The organism is Caulobacter segnis, from assembly GCF_003243465.1.
In the GTDB taxonomy this organism is placed as follows: domain Bacteria; phylum Pseudomonadota; class Alphaproteobacteria; order Caulobacterales; family Caulobacteraceae; genus Caulobacter; species Caulobacter segnis_A.
The window spans coordinates 1-20,266 of record NZ_QFQZ01000006.1 but is presented as its reverse complement, the minus strand read 5'-3'; the positions used below and the strand labels follow the sequence as shown (position 1 = coordinate 20,266).

The 20,266-nt window shown below is 66.6% G+C and carries 36 protein-coding genes and 2 pseudogenes; 23 read left to right on the top strand and 15 right to left on the bottom strand.

Translation table 11 applies throughout. The annotated features are described in order from the left end of the window. Positions 1-291 precede the first annotated feature (291 nt). The 15 genes and pseudogenes from DI526_RS03365 to DI526_RS03295 form a co-directional block, all read right to left on the bottom strand. On the bottom strand, positions 292-579 hold the full coding sequence (locus DI526_RS03365) for a hypothetical protein (RefSeq protein ID WP_304274021.1): 288 nt from the start codon (positions 577-579) through the stop codon (positions 292-294). After that, positions 576-1,148, bottom strand: a complete 573-nt coding sequence (locus DI526_RS03360) for a transcription termination/antitermination protein NusG (RefSeq protein ID WP_304274019.1) — start codon at positions 1,146-1,148, stop codon at positions 576-578. The genes DI526_RS03365 and DI526_RS03360 overlap by 4 nt, the downstream gene beginning before the upstream one ends. Then, positions 1,145-1,447, bottom strand: coding sequence for a hypothetical protein (locus DI526_RS03355; RefSeq protein WP_304274018.1), 303 nt, complete (start codon positions 1,445-1,447; stop codon positions 1,145-1,147). The genes DI526_RS03360 and DI526_RS03355 overlap by 4 nt, the downstream gene beginning before the upstream one ends. Then, positions 1,444-2,160 (bottom strand): DUF1376 domain-containing protein, encoded by a 717-nt coding sequence (locus DI526_RS03350; RefSeq protein WP_304274016.1) that lies wholly within the window; start codon positions 2,158-2,160, stop codon positions 1,444-1,446. Before DI526_RS03350 ends, DI526_RS03355 begins: the two co-directional genes overlap by 4 nt. Next, a complete protein-coding gene (locus tag DI526_RS03345) occupies positions 2,157-3,095 on the bottom strand; it encodes a site-specific DNA-methyltransferase (protein ID WP_304274014.1) in 939 nt (312 codons plus the stop codon). Before DI526_RS03345 ends, DI526_RS03350 begins: the two co-directional genes overlap by 4 nt. Further along, positions 3,095-4,504 (bottom strand): DEAD/DEAH box helicase, encoded by a 1,410-nt coding sequence (locus tag DI526_RS03340; protein ID WP_304274013.1) that lies wholly within the window; start codon positions 4,502-4,504, stop codon positions 3,095-3,097. Before DI526_RS03340 ends, DI526_RS03345 begins: the two co-directional genes overlap by 1 nt. Next, complete coding sequence (locus tag DI526_RS03335) at positions 4,501-4,932, bottom strand: hypothetical protein (RefSeq protein WP_304274012.1); 432 nt, start codon at positions 4,930-4,932, stop codon at positions 4,501-4,503. Before DI526_RS03335 ends, DI526_RS03340 begins: the two co-directional genes overlap by 4 nt. After that, positions 4,929-5,309 carry a hypothetical protein gene (locus DI526_RS03330; RefSeq protein ID WP_304274010.1) on the bottom strand — a complete coding sequence of 127 codons (381 nt, stop codon included), beginning with the start codon at positions 5,307-5,309 and terminating at the stop codon, positions 4,929-4,931. Before DI526_RS03330 ends, DI526_RS03335 begins: the two co-directional genes overlap by 4 nt. 580 nt (positions 5,310-5,889) lie before the next feature. Continuing rightward, complete coding sequence (locus DI526_RS03325; RefSeq protein WP_304274008.1) at positions 5,890-6,366, bottom strand: hypothetical protein; 477 nt, start codon at positions 6,364-6,366, stop codon at positions 5,890-5,892. 2 nt (positions 6,367-6,368) lie between these two features. Further along, positions 6,369-6,557 (bottom strand): annotated as a pseudogene (locus DI526_RS03320) (DNA translocase FtsK); the annotation flags it as partial. Positions 6,558-6,704: 147 nt separating this feature from the next. Next, positions 6,705-6,971, bottom strand: a pseudogene (locus tag DI526_RS03315) (DUF2312 domain-containing protein); the annotation flags it as partial. A gap of 157 nt (positions 6,972-7,128) precedes the next feature. Next, positions 7,129-7,563, bottom strand: coding sequence for a hypothetical protein (locus tag DI526_RS03310; RefSeq protein WP_304274006.1), 435 nt, complete (start codon positions 7,561-7,563; stop codon positions 7,129-7,131). Positions 7,564-8,008: 445 nt separating this feature from the next. Then, on the bottom strand, positions 8,009-8,335 hold the full coding sequence (locus DI526_RS03305) for a hypothetical protein (RefSeq protein ID WP_304274004.1): 327 nt from the start codon (positions 8,333-8,335) through the stop codon (positions 8,009-8,011). Beyond that, entirely contained in the window at positions 8,328-8,543 is a 216-nt protein-coding gene (locus DI526_RS03300) for a hypothetical protein (protein ID WP_304274003.1), read from the bottom strand. Before DI526_RS03300 ends, DI526_RS03305 begins: the two co-directional genes overlap by 8 nt. Next, a complete protein-coding gene (locus DI526_RS03295) occupies positions 8,543-8,767 on the bottom strand; it encodes a carph-isopro domain-containing protein (RefSeq protein ID WP_304274001.1) in 225 nt (74 codons plus the stop codon). The genes DI526_RS03300 and DI526_RS03295 overlap by 1 nt, the downstream gene beginning before the upstream one ends. 111 nt (positions 8,768-8,878) lie before the next feature. Between DI526_RS03295 and DI526_RS03290 the strand changes: the two genes are divergently transcribed. From DI526_RS03290 to DI526_RS03180, 23 genes are all read left to right on the top strand, one after another. Next, complete coding sequence (locus DI526_RS03290; protein ID WP_304273999.1) at positions 8,879-9,568, top strand: LexA family transcriptional regulator; 690 nt, start codon at positions 8,879-8,881, stop codon at positions 9,566-9,568. Positions 9,569-9,598: 30 nt separating this feature from the next. After that, a complete protein-coding gene (locus DI526_RS03285) occupies positions 9,599-9,922 on the top strand; it encodes a hypothetical protein (protein ID WP_304273996.1) in 324 nt (107 codons plus the stop codon). Positions 9,923-10,058: 136 nt separating this feature from the next. After that, positions 10,059-10,337, top strand: a complete 279-nt coding sequence (locus DI526_RS03280; protein WP_304273994.1) for a hypothetical protein — start codon at positions 10,059-10,061, stop codon at positions 10,335-10,337. A gap of 5 nt (positions 10,338-10,342) precedes the next feature. After that, positions 10,343-10,543 carry a hypothetical protein gene (locus DI526_RS03275; protein ID WP_304273985.1) on the top strand — a complete coding sequence of 67 codons (201 nt, stop codon included), beginning with the start codon at positions 10,343-10,345 and terminating at the stop codon, positions 10,541-10,543. A 3-nt stretch (positions 10,544-10,546) separates the two neighbouring features. After that, complete coding sequence (locus DI526_RS03270) at positions 10,547-10,780, top strand: hypothetical protein (protein WP_304273983.1); 234 nt, start codon at positions 10,547-10,549, stop codon at positions 10,778-10,780. Beyond that, positions 10,777-10,980 (top strand): hypothetical protein, encoded by a 204-nt coding sequence (locus DI526_RS03265; protein ID WP_304273981.1) that lies wholly within the window; start codon positions 10,777-10,779, stop codon positions 10,978-10,980. The genes DI526_RS03270 and DI526_RS03265 overlap by 4 nt, the downstream gene beginning before the upstream one ends. Positions 10,981-10,982: 2 nt before the next feature. Continuing rightward, positions 10,983-11,225, top strand: a complete 243-nt coding sequence (locus DI526_RS03260; RefSeq protein ID WP_304273979.1) for a hypothetical protein — start codon at positions 10,983-10,985, stop codon at positions 11,223-11,225. Continuing rightward, positions 11,225-11,518, top strand: coding sequence for a hypothetical protein (locus tag DI526_RS03255; protein WP_304273977.1), 294 nt, complete (start codon positions 11,225-11,227; stop codon positions 11,516-11,518). The genes DI526_RS03260 and DI526_RS03255 overlap by 1 nt, the downstream gene beginning before the upstream one ends. An 18-nt stretch (positions 11,519-11,536) precedes the next feature. Continuing rightward, a complete protein-coding gene (locus DI526_RS03250; protein ID WP_304273976.1) occupies positions 11,537-11,773 on the top strand; it encodes a hypothetical protein in 237 nt (78 codons plus the stop codon). After that, positions 11,770-12,030 carry a phosphopantetheine-binding protein gene (locus DI526_RS03245; RefSeq protein ID WP_304273974.1) on the top strand — a complete coding sequence of 87 codons (261 nt, stop codon included), beginning with the start codon at positions 11,770-11,772 and terminating at the stop codon, positions 12,028-12,030. Before DI526_RS03250 ends, DI526_RS03245 begins: the two co-directional genes overlap by 4 nt. 2 nt (positions 12,031-12,032) lie before the next feature. Then, the gene (locus DI526_RS03240; protein WP_304273972.1) at positions 12,033-12,941 is read left to right on the top strand and encodes a hypothetical protein; all 909 of its coding nucleotides are present in this window, start codon (positions 12,033-12,035) and stop codon (positions 12,939-12,941) included. After that, positions 12,931-13,752, top strand: a complete 822-nt coding sequence (locus DI526_RS03235; protein ID WP_304273970.1) for an ERF family protein — start codon at positions 12,931-12,933, stop codon at positions 13,750-13,752. Before DI526_RS03240 ends, DI526_RS03235 begins: the two co-directional genes overlap by 11 nt. 2 nt (positions 13,753-13,754) lie before the next feature. After that, positions 13,755-14,402: a lambda exonuclease family protein gene (locus DI526_RS03230; RefSeq protein WP_304273969.1), complete on the top strand. Its 648-nt coding sequence runs from the start codon at positions 13,755-13,757 to the stop codon at positions 14,400-14,402. Further along, positions 14,402-14,677 (top strand): hypothetical protein, encoded by a 276-nt coding sequence (locus tag DI526_RS03225; protein ID WP_304273967.1) that lies wholly within the window; start codon positions 14,402-14,404, stop codon positions 14,675-14,677. Before DI526_RS03230 ends, DI526_RS03225 begins: the two co-directional genes overlap by 1 nt. Then, complete coding sequence (locus DI526_RS03220) at positions 14,674-15,183, top strand: hypothetical protein (protein WP_304273965.1); 510 nt, start codon at positions 14,674-14,676, stop codon at positions 15,181-15,183. Before DI526_RS03225 ends, DI526_RS03220 begins: the two co-directional genes overlap by 4 nt. Continuing rightward, positions 15,180-15,785 (top strand): hypothetical protein, encoded by a 606-nt coding sequence (locus tag DI526_RS03215; RefSeq protein ID WP_304273964.1) that lies wholly within the window; start codon positions 15,180-15,182, stop codon positions 15,783-15,785. The genes DI526_RS03220 and DI526_RS03215 overlap by 4 nt, the downstream gene beginning before the upstream one ends. Continuing rightward, complete coding sequence (locus DI526_RS03210; RefSeq protein WP_304273963.1) at positions 15,775-16,206, top strand: HNH endonuclease signature motif containing protein; 432 nt, start codon at positions 15,775-15,777, stop codon at positions 16,204-16,206. The genes DI526_RS03215 and DI526_RS03210 overlap by 11 nt, the downstream gene beginning before the upstream one ends. Then, positions 16,206-16,781: a hypothetical protein gene (locus tag DI526_RS03205; RefSeq protein WP_304273961.1), complete on the top strand. Its 576-nt coding sequence runs from the start codon at positions 16,206-16,208 to the stop codon at positions 16,779-16,781. Before DI526_RS03210 ends, DI526_RS03205 begins: the two co-directional genes overlap by 1 nt. After that, a complete protein-coding gene (locus DI526_RS03200; protein ID WP_304273959.1) occupies positions 16,781-17,050 on the top strand; it encodes a hypothetical protein in 270 nt (89 codons plus the stop codon). Before DI526_RS03205 ends, DI526_RS03200 begins: the two co-directional genes overlap by 1 nt. Beyond that, on the top strand, positions 17,047-19,446 hold the full coding sequence (locus DI526_RS03195) for a DNA cytosine methyltransferase (protein ID WP_304273958.1): 2,400 nt from the start codon (positions 17,047-17,049) through the stop codon (positions 19,444-19,446). Before DI526_RS03200 ends, DI526_RS03195 begins: the two co-directional genes overlap by 4 nt. Next, complete coding sequence (locus tag DI526_RS03190) at positions 19,443-19,586, top strand: hypothetical protein (RefSeq protein WP_304273956.1); 144 nt, start codon at positions 19,443-19,445, stop codon at positions 19,584-19,586. Before DI526_RS03195 ends, DI526_RS03190 begins: the two co-directional genes overlap by 4 nt. Next, on the top strand, positions 19,583-20,002 hold the full coding sequence (locus tag DI526_RS03185; protein ID WP_304273954.1) for an ead/Ea22-like family protein: 420 nt from the start codon (positions 19,583-19,585) through the stop codon (positions 20,000-20,002). The genes DI526_RS03190 and DI526_RS03185 overlap by 4 nt, the downstream gene beginning before the upstream one ends. Further along, positions 19,995-20,219, top strand: coding sequence for a hypothetical protein (locus DI526_RS03180; protein WP_304273952.1), 225 nt, complete (start codon positions 19,995-19,997; stop codon positions 20,217-20,219). The genes DI526_RS03185 and DI526_RS03180 overlap by 8 nt, the downstream gene beginning before the upstream one ends. The last annotated feature ends 47 nt before the right edge of the window (positions 20,220-20,266 follow it).

Here is a 20,266-nt window from a genome sequence, read left to right as displayed (position 1 = left end):
CCGCCCCTCCCTGCTCTGCTTGGAGGGGGCTTCTCATGCCGAGGGAATGAGAGGGGCGGGAAAGGTGAGCAGCCCGCCGCGCGAGGAAGCGGGCGGGCTGGGCCAGCAGCACGCGACTGGCGGCTATTGGGTGATTTTCTTAAGCGGTAGCACCGGCGCTCGGGCCGGTTTGATCTCGCGCCCTCGAGCACCAGAATACTCTGTAGCTCCCGAGGGTGTCGAAGGCGGTCACATGGGGACCGGAGAACACCGTATCTGTGCCCTGGTTCGCGGCTGGACGCAATATGTGGCTCAGCTAGCCCCATGCGCCATTTGCGACAGCCCTCGCTCAACCCAGGACTTCACGGCCCTTGCGTCAAAACAGGTGATCATGATCGGCGGATCATAGCGGGTGTTTACCGACATGAAGCACCCAAGCGGGCTAGAGCGGCCGGCGAGGCGCACCCGGTTGCTGCGTGGTGGGCGACGGCGATCATAGGGCATGGTCAGCATGATTTTCGGTTGATCGCTGATTATTTCTCCAGCCGCGTGTCGGGCTATCGCGTCGTCGCAGAGCGCGACCAGTTCCTCGGGCTTCACGCCGCCTCCTCCGCCTTCGGCGCAGGGCGAAGCGTCTTCAGGCCGGCCTTGACCTTCATTTTTCCGATGAGGAGCGTCGCCGTCCCATGCTTGGCCTGGATCTTCAGGATTTCGCCGACGCGGCTGACGACGTCGCCGTTCTCGACAAAGGCCTTGTCGCCGACGGCGGGGACGTAGTCCGGCTCCTTCGGCCGCGTTTCGTCGAACTCGCCGTTGATGTGCATCCAGCGGATGGCCTCGATATCCCTCGAAGGCATGATGGCGGGGACGTTGTCGCCCTTGCCGTCGCGGCGGGTGTAGAGCTTGACGCCCTCGACCTCCTCGACCGCGCTGGGCGAGGAAATGCACTTCAGGAAGATGATCCCCGGGAACAGGGCGCGTTCGAACTTCTCACGGACCACGTTTTTCCGGTGATGGCGGACTCGGCGCCAGCGGGTCACGGTCGGCATGTAGGGCTCAATGCTCAAGCCATCCCGTTTGGCGAGCTGCTCGATGGCCTCGATGATCTTGGTCTCCCGGCCAGAGGCGCAGCGGGCGGCGAACCAGCGAGCGGGATCGGTGATGGTCATTGGTCGGACTCCGCGGTCGGAAGGGTCGTTTCGGAAAGCTGGCGGGCTCGGAATGCCGCCAGGCGCTCGTTAAGGCGTTCTCGGTTTTCGTAGCCGCCGGTCGCGCTTCGCGGGGCCAGCCCTTCGAGCTCCCCCATGCGCTCAGCGAGCGCCGGCCAGAGGAAGAATACGTCCGACATGCACCTAAGTCGGACGTCGGTCGGTAGGGTCGGGCAGACGGCGCCGAGCAGGCTGAAGGCCATGCGCTGGGCGATCCCGGCGGCGTCGTAGGACAGCACGCGAATGCGGTCGGCGCTCATGCCGCCCTCGCCTTCGCATCGACTAGGACGGGCGTTCCCGCTTCCTCCAGCGCGGCCATAGCCCGCCGGCCATCACGCCGGATGATCCCAGCCGCCATTTCGTGGACCGGGACGATGGTCCGGGTCTCCGCAATCCATCCGCCTGGGGCGATGTAGGAAAGCTCCCATTCCGGCGTCAGGGCCTTGGCAAAGGCGGCGCGGACGTCGGCCGGAACGGACGAGCGGACGGCAGCGCCGCCACTGAGGGAAGAAGATCCCGAAGGGTCTTCTTCCTCAGTGGATGCGGGTTGCGGTGCAGGACTTAAGCAGGCGTTTTCCGCGCTATTTTCGTGCTTAGATGGCTTCTTGCCATGTGCTTGCGGTGTGCTTTTAGCAGCCTTGGCGCGACCACCGGCGGCGGCGCGCGAGGCGTAGACTTCCTTCTTCCGCGCCCAGCGCTCTAGCTCTTCGTCAATACGCTTGTGCCGCCATACGCCGTCCTCAACGCGGAAGTAGCGCAGTAGCTTCGGCCGCTGCTTTTTCCACGACTTGGCGTCGAGGCCGGTGATCGCCATTAGGTCTTCATCATCATCGGCCGGCGGTCCGCTAATCCAATAGTCCATGATCAGCAGCAGGTAAGCGCCGTGCTGTTCCGTCGTCAGGCGGCCGGTGTCCTTACGGTAGTCGCCGATGACAAGTGGCATCCAGGTATCGGGCTTGGCGCTCTTGGTCACGCCGCCCCCAGTAGACTCGGCGCGCTGCTCTCGACCTCCATTTCGCGAAGGTTCTTCACCGCTGTCCGGAAGTAGCTGTCCTTCAGCTCGGTCCCAACGAAGCGCCGACCGGCGCGAAGGGCGACATACCCCTCGGACCCGATGCCCATAAAGGGCGAGAACACGGTATCGCCGGGGTTGGTGTATTGTCTGATGGCACGCTCTGTCAGGTTCAGTGGCATCGGGCAGAGGTGTTTCTCCGCCCCGTCATCGCGCGCGACCTTGACGTTGAGCACGTCCGTTTCGGTCAGGCCGCGCCAGATCGGCTGGGCCCATTCCTGCCAGGTGTCGAGCGGGAACTCCTCGGGCCGGTGGACGACGGGGTCCACGTCCTCCATGCCCGGCGCCCACTTTCGGAACCAGATCATGTATTCGGGCAAGCCGCCGCCGGTCCGCGCCGCGTCCTCGCGGAAGTGCTTGTAGAGAAGGCGGTCGGCCTTGGTCTTCTGCATCTCCCGTACCGGGCAGCGGTCGACCGTCACACGGCGGTGATAGGCCCAGCCGCCAACGACGTTGGCGATGCGCGCAGCTTCTGCTCCGGCCGCCTCGTGGGCGGCGATGCAGTCGCCGGAGAAGTCGCGAAGACCGCGCGAGCCGTCCTCGGAGGCGTTGGAATAGTAGACCAGGTCCTTGACGTGGATGCAGGTGAGACGGCCGGGCTTGGTCACGCGCCAGAGCTCGCGCAATAGGTGCTCGTAGGTCTCGCGAAACTCCTCGTCGCCTGACACATTGCCCATGTCACGCGCGCTCTCGGAGTAGATGTATAGCGAACTGAACGGCGGGCTGTAGACGGAAAAGTCGATGCTGTTCGATGGCATGTTCGCCACGAACTCGACGGCGTCGACGTGGTAGGCGCCGAAGCGCTCGGTGACGTGCTGGTCGAAGACGTTGACCATCAGGCGGCCTCTTTCAAGAAGGTTGGGAGGATTGCCGGCACTGCCGGGTCATAGTCCTCCAGGGTCTTGTGGACGCGGGCGGCGCGGCGCATCGCGCCCGTCATCTCCCGCTTCATCGCGTCGTGGTCGCCGGCCTTGCGGCTCACGACGTTCCAGATCGCCTCCTCGGTGTCGGCACAGGCGACATGGACGTCTACGGCCCTGGATTGGCCGAAACGCCAGCAGCGCCGGACGGCCTGATAAAAGCTCTCGTAAGAGAAGCTGAGACCGACAAACCCCACCCGGGCGCAATGCTGCCAATTAAGGCCGTAGCCAGCGACGGAAGGCTTGGTGATTATCACGCGAGCCGCGCCAGTGCTGAACGCCTGCAGTCGGTCCTCTTTCTCGTCGGCCGACATGGAGCCGCGGACCTCGAGCGCGTCGCTGATGCGCGCCGTCAGGGCGTCCGCCTCGTAGTCGGTGTCGCACCAGATGACCCACGGCTCGCCAGGCTCGGCCGCCACCTTAGCCGCGATCAGGTCCGCCCGATCGCCAATTGTCAGGCGCTTTTCCTTGTGGATTGAGGTCGCAGAGGTGTCAGGGATGCGGAATAGCCGGCCTTGGCCGTCGCGCTCGGATCCTGCATCGGTCGTGGTGTCGGCGCGGACCAGATGCCGGAGCAGGTTCAGCTCCGGCAGGATGTAGCCCTCGTCGCTGTAGCCCAGATCGGAGGGCTTAGAGACGCAGCGCGCCCACGAGGCGACCCAATCCCAGAATGGCCGCACGGCGGGGTTCTTGAGCCGATAGCGGCCCATGTTGGTCTGGTCGGCGATGAACCAGCGCGAGAGCATCTCCGGGCCCGGCATGATGCCGAGGAAGGCTGAGTGTTGGCCCAGTTCCATGTGATCGTTCGGCGCCGGCGTTGCGGTGCAGGCCAGGCGATAGGACGTCGACCTGAAAGCCTCGGTCAGGGCCCGGGTCGTCGCGCCGGTGAAGCTCTTTAGGATCGAGCTCTCATCCAGGATCACGCCTGCGAAGGCTGAGGGATCGAACTTGGCGAGCCGCTCGTAGTTCGTCACATAGACCCGGGCGCCGCGAACCTCTTCCGGCTCTCTGATGGCTATGGCGTCGATGCCGAAGCGCTCTGCCTCGCCCTGGTGCTGACGGCCAACGGCCAATGGCGCGAGCATCAGCACGGGCCGGTTCGTGTGCTCGACGATAACCCGGCCCCAGTCCAGGGCGGAGAAGGTCTTGCCTAGGCCGGTGTCCAAGAAGTGCGCGGCCGAGCCCATACGGAGCGCGAAGTCGACGACGTGCGCCTGGTGCGGCTTAAGCGCTGTGTTCAGTGCCGGAACGCGCGCAAGGCCGCGCGGCTCGAAGCTGACGCGCTTGCGGGCGATCAGGGCGTGGTAGGCCGAAAGGTCGGTCAAGATGCCGCCTCCGCAGCATCAAGCCCGGCGTCAGTCGCGGTGACGGTGATGCTCTGCCCACGGCCGACCCGGCCGGAGATCGCCGTCTCGACCAGGCCCGCGCACTCCAGCTCGTCGACCAAGGTCCGGACGAGTGAGTATTGGAAGCCGAGCAGTTCAGACATGTTGCGCTGGTCGGCGCCGAATTCGGACTTGGCGACGAAGGCGAGGATCTCGCGCTTGTGCTCCTCGCGGACTTCGCGGGCCCGTTCGGCCGCGGTTTGCGGCTTGTCGATCGAGTAGCGCTTGCGCTCGACGCGGGCCCTCGCCTCGTCCGCTAGGCGGGCGCGGATGGTCAGGTCGCCGGGGCCGTCGTTCGGACGGATGAAGGGGCGAGCCGGCCGGCTATCGGCTGCGGTGCGGCGCGCGGTGTAGCCGTCGTGGATCATTGGACACCTCGCGCGGCAAGACGGGCGCGCATGGCCTCAGCGTCACGGCGGAGGGTCTCGGCCGCTTGGGCGACTTCCATGGCCTGGGCTTCGAGGTCGGCGGCCCGCTGTTTGATCCCTTCGACCTTGGCGAGGTCTTCGCGGTCCTGTTCGCAGCGCTCCGGGCCGTAGGCGTGCTCACGCTCGTTGCTCACCCAGGCCCGCGGAACGTCCAGGCGCTCGGATAGGGACCGATCGGAGGCGTTGCCGCGATAGCAGCCCGCCTCATCGTCATAGGCCTCGTCGAGGGCTTGGCGGATCTTGCGGATGTCGGCGAGCGAGGGCTGGCGCGGCGGCACGGCGGCCGGCGCCTTTGGCGGAACGGTTGTCTGGACCATTGCTGGCTCTTTCGGCTTGGCGACGGGCGCGGCCGGTCGCTTCGGTGATTTCGAGAGGCCCGCCACACAGTGGGGGCATTGATCCGCGGCGCGCTTTGCGGCGACGCGCCAGCCCATGCCGACGAAGGCGCGGGACGCGCGGGTGAGACCGATCGGCCTCTCGGGGTCCTCGGCAGTCTTCGCCGTCGCTGGACACGTCGAGCACCGGATCACCAGGAAGGGAAACACCCCGCCCCGGCGGTCACAGTGCTGGTTGACGCGCTGGAATTGGACGCCCCCGGCCATGGCTAGGGCCGTAGCTTCGGCATGGGCTTGCCGGTCGCTGCGGCAAGGCCGCGAAGGGTGGCGACCCGGAGCAGCTTTCGCGCCTCAACGCAGCCGGGATCGCTCGACCCGGCTGCGGCGCGGAGCCGTTCGAAAGGCTCTACAGGCTTAGGCGCCGATGCTGGCTTGGTGAGGTCCACGGTCATGAAGCGCCAAGGGTGGCGGAGAGCCTCGCCAATCCCTCGGAGCCAGGAAGAGAAGGCCCCGCCATCGTGGCCGACGGCCGCCTTGGGGTGAGCGACGGCGCGGGGCATGATCACGCGCCTCCGATAAAGAGCGAGGGTTGATCAGGCTCACTGTCGAAGTCGGCCTCGGTCGGCGCGGTGTCAGGGTCGGTGTCGACCAGCTGCGGAACGCCGTCGACGACGCTGAACCGATAGCGGCGGTCAATCTGGCGATAGAAGGCCAGCGTGACCTCGTCGCCGTCGTCGAGACAGTCGAGCGTCGCGGCGATGCTATCGCTGCCCGACTCCCAATCGCCATCAACAACGACCCAAACCCAGGTCACGGGACAGACCGGATGGTCTTGGCCAACGATGTGGTCGGCGCGGTAGACCTCCGCGTCGACACTGCCGTCGAACTCTTCGCCGTCCTCGGCGGGCGCGTCGCGCCCGTAGCCCGGCGCGATCAGCATCGGGTCGGCCAGCCATTTCGCCCAGGCCGCCAGCGTCGGCGCCTCGGCCGGATAGGTCTCGTCGGTGAACGCGGTCAGGAAATAGCGAAGCGTGCTCATGGTCAGGCGGCCTCCGCCTGAATCAGGATTTCGCGCTTGCCGGCGTGGTCAGGCGGCCCGATGACGCCAGCCTTCTCCATCTGCTCCATGATTAGGGCGGCGCGATTGTAGCCGATCTGAAGGCGGCGCTGGATGTAGGAGGTCGACGCTTTGCGATCTCGCCGCACGATCGTCACGGCCTGGTCGTAGAGCGCTTGGTCCTCCGACATGCCGCGAACCATGAGCTCTGCTGCGCCAAGCTGGTCAGGCGTACCGGTGACGCTCTTTCCGCCCTCCATCGTCAGTGTGATGCTGGCAATGCCCAGACCCGTGTCCGGAGTTGCCGCCTCGAAAAGGGGCAATTCGCCGAGGGCGGACTCGTAGAGCTCGATCATCGCCTCTTGCTCTTGGAGCTTGGCGCGCTCGAGCTTCCGGCGGGCGAGAACCTTCTTGAGGGTCTTGGTACAGAAGCCATTTCCCTTGGCCTCCGCGAGCACTTCCTTTTCCTGCTCGGCGATCTCGGCCTTTTCCTGGGCGAGCCGTTCCAAGCGGTCCACGATAGAGCGGAGTTGTCCTTGGGCATTGCTGCCCAGCACGTCCGCATGGGGGGTGGCGTCATCGGCCATTGGAGAAAGCCCTCTCCTATCGGCTGGTCATGAAGGGCCCCAGCCGGTGGCCCGGATCGTCAGAACAAGGCTCTGTCGATGAAGTGGATGGCGGCCCAGGCCAGGCCGGCGGCGCCCACGGCCGCGACGCGGGCGAAGGCGAAGCGATGAAAACGCCTCACGAGACGGCCCTCAGGCGCGGGCCGGGCTGGACGGCTTCGGCGGCTCGAACGACGTCCATGATCTCGATGAGTGCAGCGGCGGCACGATCGCGCACCGTCCTAGCCGCGGCTGGCGTGGGGGTGTCGCCCGCTTCGCGTGCTGCGCGCTGAGCGTCGGCGGCCGCCTCGGTTGCTTCGCAGGCTTCAAGGCGAAGGCTCGCCGGAGCGGGGCCATCATCGCCCAGGATCAGGGCCGCCAGAGCCGCCCGCTCGCTAGCGTTTGCCACGAACGGCACGCGATGCATGGGTATGGTGCAGTCGGGATGGTCGTCATTGCAGTAGGTCGACCAGACACCGGGCGTGACGCCAGCGGCGGCGGCGGCCAGCTTGCCAGAGCCGTACCGATCCTCGATCTGACGGCAGATCGACTTGATTGCGAGATACAGGGCCAAATTTCAGGCCTCCCTATTCGGATGACGGGCGAAACCCGTTCTGGGCATGTGGCCGCCACCCAGGCGGCGGGCTTGGGCTGGAGGGCGGCGATGAACGACATGGAGCGAGCGCTGGGGTATTTGCTCGCAGCGCAGGAGGACCAGCGGCAGGCCGAGGAGTTCTTGGCGCGCGCCTATGCGGGCCGGGCCATGGCGATGCGCTTGGTCAAAGTCTCGATAGAGAGGAGCTCGCGGCCGCGCCGGGGGAACTACGCGGCCGCGAGCGTTCGCCAAGGCCCGGGGGGTGGCCTCGCTGGCGAAGGGGTGAAACAGTGAAACCGGGTGGCGCGGGCGGATCCATTCACACTCCGCCCGCGCCGCGACATGACGAGCGGCGGGGCGCTGGGGGAGGAAGCGCCCGCTCGTCTTGTCGATCTGATTGTGTTGAGCCCCGCACCACATGGCGTCAGGCCGCCAACCAGGTCATCACCCCGCCGGCCGGCTTGACCAGCGCGGCGGGGTGCGTTCCCGTGTGCGTTGCAACACTACCCACGGAGAACTTGAAATGGATCTGGAACTGGCACGCGAGATCGTCGCGCTTTCGCGAGAGCAACTCGCCGTCGCGGCTGGACAAAACGCCAACGTCCAGGGCCACGCAAAGCTCTTGCGAGGCATCACCCAGCCGTTCCGATCGGTTCTTGCCGACCTTGAGCCTTCGCACCCAGGCATCACCGAACGCGCGGTTGCGGCGTTCACGCAAGGATACGACGAAGCAGAAGCGGAGCTTAGCCAAGCTGCCTCTCCTGAGTGAAGGCAACTGCGGACTTCCTTGTCACTTCATCGGACAAGACGCTGACGCGCAGGCTTTGGCTGGTGGATCGCAGCTCTGCTGCGTCGGCGCGAACCGCGCGGATGTTTCGGAGTCGCTTTTCGACGCGCCGCCGCAGAATTTCGCCGACGGCAGCCACAGCCATGAGAGCGAAGAAGGCCAGCGCCGACATCAGGCGGCCTCTTGGGAGAGGTCGATTTCGTCGGGCCGGATGTGGATTAGCTCGTCGCGCTCCAAGGCGATGCCGTGCTGAGCGGCGGCGACCAAGATGGCGTCATGCCGCCAACTCGGGATGTGCCCCTTGGCGTGCCAGCTCTTGACGGTCGACGGGGGAACATCCCCCAGTTTCGCGGCCATAGGCCGGATGCCGTCGAACTTTTGGAAGACGCTCTTCACAGCGAAGGGCTCCAGGTTGATCACGATGTGCGATTAGCGCACCGTAATCGCACATGTGCCGTGCGTCAATCGCACTCGCGTGCGATGTGCGAAAATCGGATAGTCGCGAGCATGGGACCTTCCGAGATCGTCGAAGAGCTGAAGCGGCTTCAGGTGCCGCACGATGCGATCGCCAAGGTGATCGGTCGCGACCGAACGGCCGCGACGAAGATGCTTTCCGGCAAGCGGAGCGTGAAGTTTAACGAGGTCGCTGGCCTCGAGGCGCTTATCGCTGAGTATCGTGGCGGCGCGCCTGAGGTGCGCCCGGCACCATCCCCACCCGTTTCTGTCGTACCGCCCATCAAGAATATCGCCCGGCGCATTCCCGTTGTCGGGGACGTACAGGCGGGGGTTTGGTTGGAAGCGGTCGTGCGCGAGACCTATGAGGTCGAGGAATATCTGCCGATCGATGTCGCGGGATACGAGAGTGCAACACTCCGCGCTATGCGCGTTGTCGGGCCTTCGATGAACAAGCTATATCCGCCCGGACGTTTTGTAGTTCTCGCGGATCCGGCGGAAGCTGGCATACGAAACGGCGATCATGTCGTGGTCGAGCGCCGGAAGGACTCACTCACCGAAATCACGCTCAAGGAATATGTCGAAGAGGCGGACGGCAGAGTTGCACTGTGGCCGCGAAGCGACCACCCTGATTATCAAGAGCCGTTCTATCTGCGCACCCGCGATGAGGCGGACCAGGACGGCGTAAAGATCATTGGCGTAGTCGTGGCGGACTACCGGCGCCGCGATAGACCTCCCGCTTAGGACGGTCGTGCAACTTGGGGGGGGTGCAAAATGAGACGACTTCAAGTCGCGTTGGTTTGCCTGGCGCTCGCCAGCTGCAGTAAGTCACCCGAAGAAGCCGCAAAGGCCCATGCGGCGGACTTGTTGCGAGACCCCTCGTCAGCGCAGTTCCGAAACGTGCGGGTGACGGGCTCTCACGTCTGCGGAGAGATCAACGGCAAGAATGGCTTCGGCGCCTACAGCGGCTTCGTCCGCTTCCATGGCGACAAAGATACCGCGGAAATCGACCCTGGCGACGGCGGGCCGACGTTCAACGGTCAGCCGGTCTTGAAGACCGCGTTCGAGAGCTCTTACAAAATTTGGTGCGGGGCTTAGCCCGCCAAGTCGATATGGTCGCGATTCCCACCGATCGCACTTGCCCGCACAAATGTGCGACGAGATGTGCGATTTTCGTTTGACGAAGGTGCGATAGTCGCACATAGTCACCTCATCCACTCGATGAGGCGACCCAATGTCGACCACCCCGAAGACCACTGGAGAGATGTTCGCCGCGATCGACCGCGCCTTCAAGCGCGAGATCACGGCCCCGAAGGCTTACGCCGCTCATCAGGCCTACAAGGCTGAGATCGCCGAGATCGGTCGCCAACAAGCCGAGGCCATCAAGACCGCTCCCGGCTACAGCGCCAAGCTGGGCTGCTTCGTCAGCGCCGCCGCCGAAGTCGCCTTCCTGAACGATCAGCTCGCCAGCGCCCGCCAAGGCGCCGAAGCTCTCAAGATGGCGGCGGAGTGAGCGCGATGAGCATTCCCTCGCTCGAGCGCCAAGGCTGGAAAGCCTACACGCCCGCGACGCTGGCTCTCTGCAAGGCCAAGGTCGCCGAGGCCAATCGGATCGGCCGCCAGGACCACGGCGCGCGCTGGGCGCCTGACATGCTGCCCTGTGGCATGGCTTGCCCTTCCTGCCAGCGCGAAGTCGCCGCTCAGTTGGCGAGGGCCTGACCAATGGCTCGTCTCAACCCCATCGACCAAGCCAAGGCCGAACGCGCCACTTGCGCCAAGAGCGCTCGCTACTGGGCGGACGCCGCCGACGAAGCCTCCGCCAAGGGCCTTGAATGGATCGCGACCTGCTACCGCGCCAAGTCTGACGAGTTTCAGGCTCGCGCCAATGACCTTTCGGTCGCCCTTCGCGCCCTGTGTGTCGGGGCGAAGGCGCCGGTCATGGCGAGGGCCGCATGATGGCCCATACCTGGCGGATCCTCCGGGCGGCGTGCCGCCTCTACGCCCTAGCCGGGGCGGTGTTCCTGGCCTTCTTCCTCGTCGGTCAGATGCCAGTCGGAGACATCCGGCTCGGCTTCGGTGAAGGGGAAATCCTGGCCATGGCGCTGGCTTGGCTAGCCGCGGTGATCGTCACCGCCCTCGACTTGCGAGGGCTCTGACCATGCAGCTCTCCGAGGCGCTAATCCGCTGCATGTCGCCGATTGCCCAGGCGAAGGCATGGGCTCACCTCGAGGACGAGCTCTTGCTCGACCTCGACATGATCGACGGCGTGACGCTCGAAACCGAGCCCCTTCGGATCGCAACCGCCAACCGGCTCGCCGAGCGAGGCGTCGTGCACGCCGTCGCTGGCTCCACCGGATGCGTCCGCGTCACCCGTGTCTTCCCCCTTCGAAAGGTCGCCTGATGCCCAGCGTCTCCGCCTCGATCGAGATCACCAACGCCGACGACATGCGCGTGATGCCACGCCAGGGCGGCGGCTTTCACCTGCTGATCGGCCCCTTGGGCGGCGATCGGCTCATCCTGTCCTTCCCGGACGTGACGACCGCCGAGGCCCTAGCCGTCGTGCTCTGCACGTCTACCGTGACCCATGGGCGGCTTGGGGCCGCGGTCGCCGCGACCGCCCCGGACGCTTCGAACGTCGTCCCGCTCACGCGCCCGACGCCCCGCCCCGACTTCACGCCGCCCAGCGCGGCCTAACCCAGAGAGGGAGTAACCGTGTCCGTTCCCATCCCTTCCCATGTCTCGGCCTCGGCGGTTTCGCTGTCGGCGACGGCTACCGCCATTCGGTCGGCCTGCACCGGCTTCAGCACCACCACGGCCCTGACCAAGGCCGAGGCCGACGCACGCCGCCTCCGCAACGAGGCGCGCCGTCTCGTCCGCAAGCTCGCCAGCCTCCGCGCCCAGTCGGCCGCCGCCGACGCCTGCGCTCTTTCCCAGAAGGTCGCCGCATGACCACCGACACCACCATCGCCGGAAGGGTCCGGCGCATCATTGCCGGTTACAGCAACCGCGACGCGGCCATTCTCAGCGCCGCCGACACCCTGCATGAGCTTGGCCTCGGCGACCTGGAAAGCATCGAGATCAGCCTCGATATCGAGGAGATCGTCGACGCCGAAGGCTCGGATGACGCCTGGGAGCAATGCCAAACCGTCGGCGACTTCATCAAGTACGCTGAAAAGCTGGCCGGCGTCCAAGCGATGGCGGCCTAGCCATGAACGCCATCACCCCCATCGAGGCGGCCGAGCAACCTGCCGCCGACATCGTCGCCCTGTTCGAAGCCGATCCGAAGATCGTCCTGACGGACAAGTCCAAGGCCGACGCGTTCTTCGCCGCCGTAAAGACGGAGGTCGAGGCGCACGTCCCTGACCTGACCACGGCCAAGGGCCGGGAGGCCATCGGCTCAATCGCCTACAAGGTCACGCGTTCCAAGACCGCGATCGACAAGGCTCGCCTGGACCTGACGTCAGACCTCCGCAAGGAGGTCGACCGCATCAACAAGGTCGGCAAGGAGGAAGAGGCCCGGTACGCCGCCCTCGCCGCCGCCGCTCGCCAGCCCCTCACCGATTGGGAAGCGGCCGAGAAGGCGCGCAAGGCGCGGATCCAAGCCGCCTTCGACTTCCTGCAGTCGGCTCCGCTGGCCCAGCCCGGCGACACAAGCGAACGCCTTGCGGCGCGCCTGGCCCAGGTCCAGGCCGCCACCTTCGGCGACGACTTCGAAGCCGAGCATAAAGAAGCAGCCGAACGGCTCCAGCGGATCGCGATCGACGCCCTGACGACGGCGATTGAGCGCGTCAAGCAAGCGGAGAAGGACGCGGCCGACCTTGCGGCGTTCCGCGCCGCCCAGGCCGCCCAAGCCGCCCAAGCCGCCGCCGCTGCGCCAACGGTGCAGGCCGAGGCCGCGGCGCCGGCCGCCGCGACGGAAAACCACGTCGCGCCGCCTGCTCCGCCTCCGCCAACCGCCTCGCCCAGCGAGACGGCCATCATCCTTGGCCGCGCCAAGACCGGCCTCATGGACGTCTGCGGGCTCGACGAGGACACGGCCAAGCGCGTCGTCCTCGCGATCGCGCGGGGCCAGGTCGCCAACCTCACGATCACCCGGGAGAACGCCCATGTCGGCTAGCGCCGCCCTCGATCCGAACGCCTTGGAGCAGTTCGCGTCCGGACCCGCGCGCGCCCCGGCACCAGCCGCCCGCGTCCGCGCCGGTTCCGTCAGGCCGAGGCTGGCCGTCGTGAAGTCGGATGCTCCGGCGATCCTGGCGGCGATCACCGCCGCCGCCCTCGATCCGGCCGTCCCGGTCGAGAAGATGGAGTTCATGCGCCGCCTCTACCTGGAGGCCCGCACCTCGGCCGCCCGCAGCGCCTACACCGTCGCCATGAACGCCGCCCAGGCGGCCATGGCTCCGATCGCGGCCAACGCCGTCAACAGCGACTTCGACAGCCAGTACGCGACCTATGCCGCGCTCGATCGCGCCATGCGCCCCATCTACACCGCGCATGGCTTCACGGTCGGGTTCACGACCGAGCCGAGCGACCTGCAGCGTCACCAGCGGGTCGTGATCGTCCTCAACCACGTTGACGGCCATGGCGAGACGCACCGCGCCGACTTCCCGGCCGACGGCCTGGGCGATGACGGCGCCCCGGCGCAGACCCTCATTCACGCCACGGCGTCGGCCTTCACCTACGCCCAGCGCTACCTTCTGTGCCTGGCCTTCAACATCGCCGTGGCGAAGGACAGCGACGGCAACATCGTCGCCCCGCCGCCGGAGGCGATCACCGGCGGCCAATATGCCGAGTTGGTCTTCCTGCTCGACAGCACCGCGACCGACGAAGCCGAATTCGCGCGGCTCCTGAAGGTCACGAACCTCGCCGCTCTCCCCTCCCATCAATTCGAGCACGCCAAGCGGCTGCTCCAAGCCCGAAAGGCCGCCTGATCATGGCTGTTCGCTTCATCGACTGTGACCAGAACTCGCCGGAATGGCACGCCGCGCGCCTCGGCATCCCGACGGCGTCGTCCTTCAAGGACCTGCTCGCCAAGGCCAAGAACGGCACCGAGCGCAAGACGCGCGACACCTACCTTCGGAAGATCGCGGGCGAGGTCATCCAGGGCCGCCCGATGGAGACCTACTCCAACGACGATATGGCCCGAGGCCATGCCCAGGAGGAGGAAGCGGCGGCGCACTATGCGTTCCTCCAGCGCGTGACGGTTTCCAAGATCGGCTTCGCTCGCGATGACGACCTTCGCGCCGGCGCGAGCCCCGACCGCGATGTCGGCGGCGAGGGCCTCCTGGAGATCAAGACCAAGGCTCCGCACCTGATGGTCGAGTTGATCGCCAACTGGGATGCGTCGTGCCCGTCGGAGCACAAGGCGCAATGCCAAGGTCAACTCTGGGTAACGGGCCGGCCGTGGGTCGATCTGGCCTTCTACTGCCCCGGTATGCCTATGCCGATCGTTCGGGTCTACCGCGACGAGTTCTTCATCGCCGAGTTGGCGCGGGAGGTCCGCGAGTTCAACGCCGACCTCGACCGTCTCGTTGATCAGGTGATGGCCTTCGGCCGCCCGGCCCCGGCCCTGGCCGCCTGATGTCGTCGGCCGCCGCCCTCTCTCCTGCCGCCAAGGCCAAGCTCGTCGCTGAACAGCGCGCGCAGGCAGCCAGCGCGGCCCAGCGCCGGACCAGCGAAGCCGAGAACCTTCGCCGGTTCGGAGAAAACGTCCGGGACCTTCGCGCTTTTGGTCAGGCCGGACGCTGGGAAGAGACGACGGCGGCCGACGGCTCCCCCGCCCTCCTCATCAAATTCCGCGACGCTGAAACCGCCAGGGCGGCGAGCGACGCGATCTTCGGAGCTTGGCCCGAATGACCAACGCCATAGGCTTCATCTGGGACGAGAAGGCCCGCGCGATGCGGGTTCAGCCCGACTATGCGCGCCGCGCCGCCGCCATGTTCACCAACGGCTATGGCTACCTCCTGGCGCCGGATCGGACGCCCGAAGACCACAAGCACATGTTCGCCCTGATCCGGATGGCTTGGGAGAACCTGCCCCACCATTTGGCCGAGGAGTTCCCCGCCCCGGAGGCTCTCCGCAAGAAGGCCCTGGTCAAGACCGGCTTCTACAACGAGGCGCGGATCGCTCATGAGACCGAGGTGGACGCGATCAAGACGGCCGCGCACGCCGCCCAGGCGGACGGCTTTGCTCTGGTCAGCCGTCGCGGAACCTGGGTCATCGTCCGGACGCCCAAGAGCCAGGCGCAAGGCGCCATGGACCGGGAAGAATTCAGGGCATCGAAGGCCGCTCTGTTGGCCTACGTCTCCGATCTCATCGGCGTCGATGTGACGACCCTGCAGCGGCAGGCGGTGGCCGCATGAGCCGCCTAGACCGCATCTGCTACGTCACCCCGTGCGACCAGCCCGTCTGGGCACGCGAGATGTGCCGGAAACACTACAACCGGTGGCGCGCTCACGGCGACCCAACGATCACCAAGAACCGGTTCACCCAACCAGGTCGACCGAAGGCGTTCCTCGACTCTATTCCCGCGACGGGAGTCGGCTGCGTGCGCTGGCCGTTCGCCACGAACGGCGCTGGCTATGCCCAGATCAATAATCCGGACCTTGGCAAGCGCCTCGCCTCCAGAGTGATCTGCGAAAAGTTTCACGGTCCCCCGCCAGGACCCGAGTTCGTAGCCGCGCACTCCTGCGGAAAGGGCCATGAGGCCTGTGTGGCGCCTTGGCATCTCTCGTGGAAGACGCCGAAGGGCAATTCCGCCGACATGTTGCGGCACGGCACGCTCTCCGAGGGCGAGCGGCACGCCAACAAACTCACAGAAGCCGATGCGCGCGCGATCCTCGCTCAGAAGGGGACGCGCAGTCAAAGCGCGATCGCCGCTGACTTCGGCATCACTCAAACGATGGTCGGCCGGATTCATCGGCGCGTGGCCTGGAAATGCTTGGAGAGACGTCGTGCGGCCTGAAGTTACGATTATTCCCGAGCGCGAGCCGGTCGCGGCGAACACCGCGCCCCGCCGCCCCCTCACCCGCGCCGAATACCTCCAGCTCTGTCTCGACCAGAACGGCCGCTGCGCCTGCGGTTGCGGCGTCAAGCTTGACGCTATCCGCGAGAAGGTCATCGACGAGCACCGCATCCCCCGCGCCTTGGGCGGGTCCGACGCGCTCGACAACCGCGAGCTATGGCGCAAGCCCTGTTCTGACAAGAAGACCCGCGAGGCGGACCTCCCGGCCATCGCCAAGGCCAAGCGCCTCAACGGCGAGACCGGCCAGAACCGCCGATCGAAGCCGATCAAGTCGGCGGGCTTCTCCAACCGCACCCGGAAATTCGACGGCTCTGTTGGGCCGACCAAGAAGGCGGCGCGAGCGGCCAAGGAGCAGTGCTGATGATCGAGCGCATCACGAACCTCTCCGCTCCGCCGATCGTCGGCCGATTCTACCTTGTGCCGACGGTCGAGCTAGAATGGTACGGGCTCACGTCGGCATGGCCGGTCTTCCTGCCGAAGCACGAAGACGCCCGGTTCTTCCAGTTCGAACACGACCACTACCACATTGATCCGAGATTTCTCGGCGCGCGCCAGTGGCGCTTTGCCGGTGGAGGTCGCGGTGCGGGCTACGCTTTGGATCGCCTCCAACGCGCGCCACTTTCAAACAGCCGCTGGGACCGCAAGGATAAGCCGCTGCCGCCCATCGCGTGGAAGCGGGTGAAGTGCTCGCGCCTGGCCACCGCCTACCAGCACGGCGACCAGCCAAACGTCGGCTTCCTCCGCCAGCACTACGCGGGTCACCAGTGCAAGCGCGCTCGCTCCGGCTGGGTCTGCCCCCACCAGAATTGGCCCATGGGCTCCCTGGAGCCAGACGCCGACGGCTTCATCACCTGCCCGCTTCATGGCCTCCGCGTTCGCGCGTCCGACGGGATCGCGGAGCCGGGCCTAGTGCCAGCGCTGAGTGACGCCGCCTGATGCCGTGCGTCCCCATAAAGATCGGAAACTCGATCGGCTTCGCCTGCGGCCCTGGCCTCAAGCGCGCCAAGCCCTGCGCCTGCGGCTCTCGCCGCCCCGCTGATCTCCTCTGCGACTGGAAGGTCGGCGAGGGCACCTGCGACGCCGCGATCTGCCGGACCTGCGCGACCAACGTCGGCCACGACCGTGACCTCTGCCCGGACCACGCCCGCGCCTGGGCCGTCCACCCCAAGAACCCCAACCTCAAGTCTCAGGACCGCACCGCATGACGCGAAGCAACGTCTCCGCCATGGCCATCCATGCCGCCACCGCCCGCACCGCCCGCCCGGCGAACGACGCCGGCGAGCTTATCGTCGACTGCTTCGCCGGCGGCGGCGGAGCCTCGACGGCGATCCTCGCCGCGACCGGCCGTCACCCTGACATCGCCATCAACCACGACGCCGAGGCGATCGCCCTTCACGCCGCGAACCATCCCACGACGCGCCACCATTGCGCCGACATCAACGAGGTCGACCCGCGCAAGGCCGTCGCCGAGTTCCCAGGCCCGGACGGCCGCGCGCGCCCGGTCGGCCTTCTCTGGGCCTCGCCCGACTGCAAGCACCACTCCAAAGCCCGTGGCGGCAAGCCACGCGAGAAGAAGATCCGGTCGCTGGCGTGGATCGTAGTCCGCTGGGCCGCCCAGGTCCGCCCGCGCGTAATCGCTCTGGAGAACGTCGAAGAATTCCAGGACTGGGGTCCGCTCCTCGAGGCCGACACGTTCATCCGCGACGACGAGATCGAGAGCCTGGCGCAGCAGCTCGACGCGGCCATCCCGGACGAGCAATTCTCGCTCTGGAACCTGCTCGACCCGACCGAAGACGAGATCCAGGCGGCGATCAAGCCCGCGCTGGACCGCGCCGCCGAGCTTCACGCCGACCTCCAACACTCCAAGGGCAAGGGCCGCCTTTACAAGGCAGGCCAGCCCGATCCGCGCCACAAGGGCATCATCTTCCGCCGCTGGGTCAGCCAGCTGGAGAGCTTCGGCTATGCCGTCGAGTGGCGCGAGCTAGTCGCTGCCGACTACGGCGCGCCGACGACCCGCAAACGCCTCTTCCTGATTGCTCGCTGCGATGCCCGACCGATCGTCTGGCCTGAACGCACCCACGCGCCGCGCGACAAGGCCGGTCTCCTCGGGCTTCAGCCCTGGCTCCCGGCCGCCTCGATCATCGACTGGTCCATCCCGGTTCCGTCGATCTTCGGCCGCAAGAAGCCCCTGGAGCCCAAGACGCACGCCCGCATCGCCAAGGGCATCAAGCGGTACGTGATCGAGGCTGGTCGTCCGTTCATCGTGCCGGTGACGCACTCGACCGGCGGTGAGCGGGTCTACGACAGCGCGGACCCGCTCAAGACGGTGACCGCCGGCCCGAAGCGCGGCGAGTTCAGCTTGGTCAGCCCCTATCTCACCGCTCAGTACGGCGAGCGCGACGGCCAAGAACCGCGGGCTCGCGACGTTGATAGCTCGCCCTATCCCACGGTCGTCCCTGGCGGCAACGGCGGGCGGCTTGTTGAGGCCGTCCTTGGTGGCGCGATCGTCGGCTGCGGCGGGCGCGCGGGCCAGTCGCCGCCCCGCGGCCTCGACGATCCGCTCGGCACCGCAACGGCCAAGGCCGACAAGTGCGTTGCGTCGGCCACCATGGCGCCGGTCGTGGTCGGAACGGACAATTTCAGCACTCGGGCGAGCCGCGCTTTCGATCCGGAAGACCCGTTGCGGACGGCGGTGTCCAGCGGCGGGTTCGGCGTCGCCGCCACCTTCCTCCAGAAGATGGCGGAGAATGGACAGGGCTGCGACATCGGCGACCCGCTGCACACGGCTATGGCCGGCGCCCCTCGGCATTATCAGGTCGCGGCCTGCCTCAATCGCCAATTCGGAACCGGCGTCGCACAGGATCCGGAACAGCCCATGCCGACAGTCATGGCCGACGGCGGCGGCGGGAAGACCCAGGTCATCACCGCGTACCTTGGGCGCATGGCGAAGGGTAGTGTCGGCTCGGACCCGGCCGATCCGTCCCTAACCGCGACCACCAAGGGCAAGGACACCTTGGCCGACATCACCATCGACAAGTATTACGCTACCGGCGTTCCGTCGGAGGCCGATGAACCGCTCGACACGGCGACCACCAAGCCGCGCTTCGGCCTGAACGCGACCTACCTGGAGCAGGCCAATACCGGCATGGTCGGCCATGACGCTCGCGAGCCGGTCTCGACTATCGTGGGCAAAGGCTGCACCCAACGCCTCGTCGACTGCGAGCTTGAGGGCTTCGACGCCGAACCGTCGGAGCGACGCCAGGCGGTCCTCGCCTTCCTCTGGAAGCACTTCGGCGAGCCCACGGCCGATGAGCGCGCCAATCCGCTCGCCACGCCCGCCGGTCGCCTCAAGTTCGGCCTCGTCGTCATGGACGGCACGGTCTGGCGCATCGTCGATATCGGTATGCGCATGCTTGTCCCGCGCGAGCTGTACGGCGCCCAGGGCTTCCCGGCCGACTACAAGATCGAGATCACCTTCGAAGGGAAGCCGCTCACCAAGACGGCCCAGACCCGCATGGCCGGGAACAGCGTCAGTCCGCCGCCGGCGGCCGCCCTTCTCTCCGTCAACTACTACCCCGCCGAGGAGCGGTTGGCGGCATGACCCGAGAGACCCGTACAGGCCCCGCCTGCGCCGCCGTGGTCCTGGCGACCATGCTCGCCGTGCTTGGGGCCTTCGCCGCGGGCGTCGCCTCGCTTCCCGAGCGGCTCATCGCCGCCGCCGATGGAGAGGCCCAGCCATGACCACTACACCTGAAGGACGGAGAGAGCTTAAGGCGCTGGCTGAGAAAGCGACGCCCGGAGAGCACGTCGCGCTTTCCTGCCCCGACACACCCACCGACTGCTGCGACTATGGCGTTGTGGCAGTGTCGTTGAGCAGAGAGACCTGCCGCGTCTGGAATGAAGCCGACGCCCGATACTACGCCGCCGCCAACCCCGCCACGGTCCTCTCCCTCCTTGCTGCTCTTGAAGAAGCAGAGGGGAAGAACAAGGCAAAGGACGAGGCGATCCGCGCCCATCTTTTCGCTCGGGACGCGTTGGAGGACACGCCAGTCCAGAACCTTCGTCCGGATGACGACCGCTTCAAGGCAGTGGCCGACACACTCGCAGACCTCCGCGCCGCCCTCACCACTAAGAGCGGGGAGGCGTCCGATGCCTAAGCTGGCGAACATCTGCGGCACGCCCACCGTGCGCCAGCTCCCAGACGAGGAAGCCATTCGAATGATCGGCGCCCGCTCTGGGCTGGTTCATGCGCTTCTCTACACCCACAATGAGCTGAACCACCTTCGCGCCCTTGAGTGCAGCTTGCCGCGCCACCACACCGCCAAGCGCCGCGCGATCATGGTGATCTTCCCCCGAAAAAGTGGACGGGGTTAAGCCGCTCTGCGTTCCATCTCGGCGGGGCTGATATAGCCCAGAGCCGA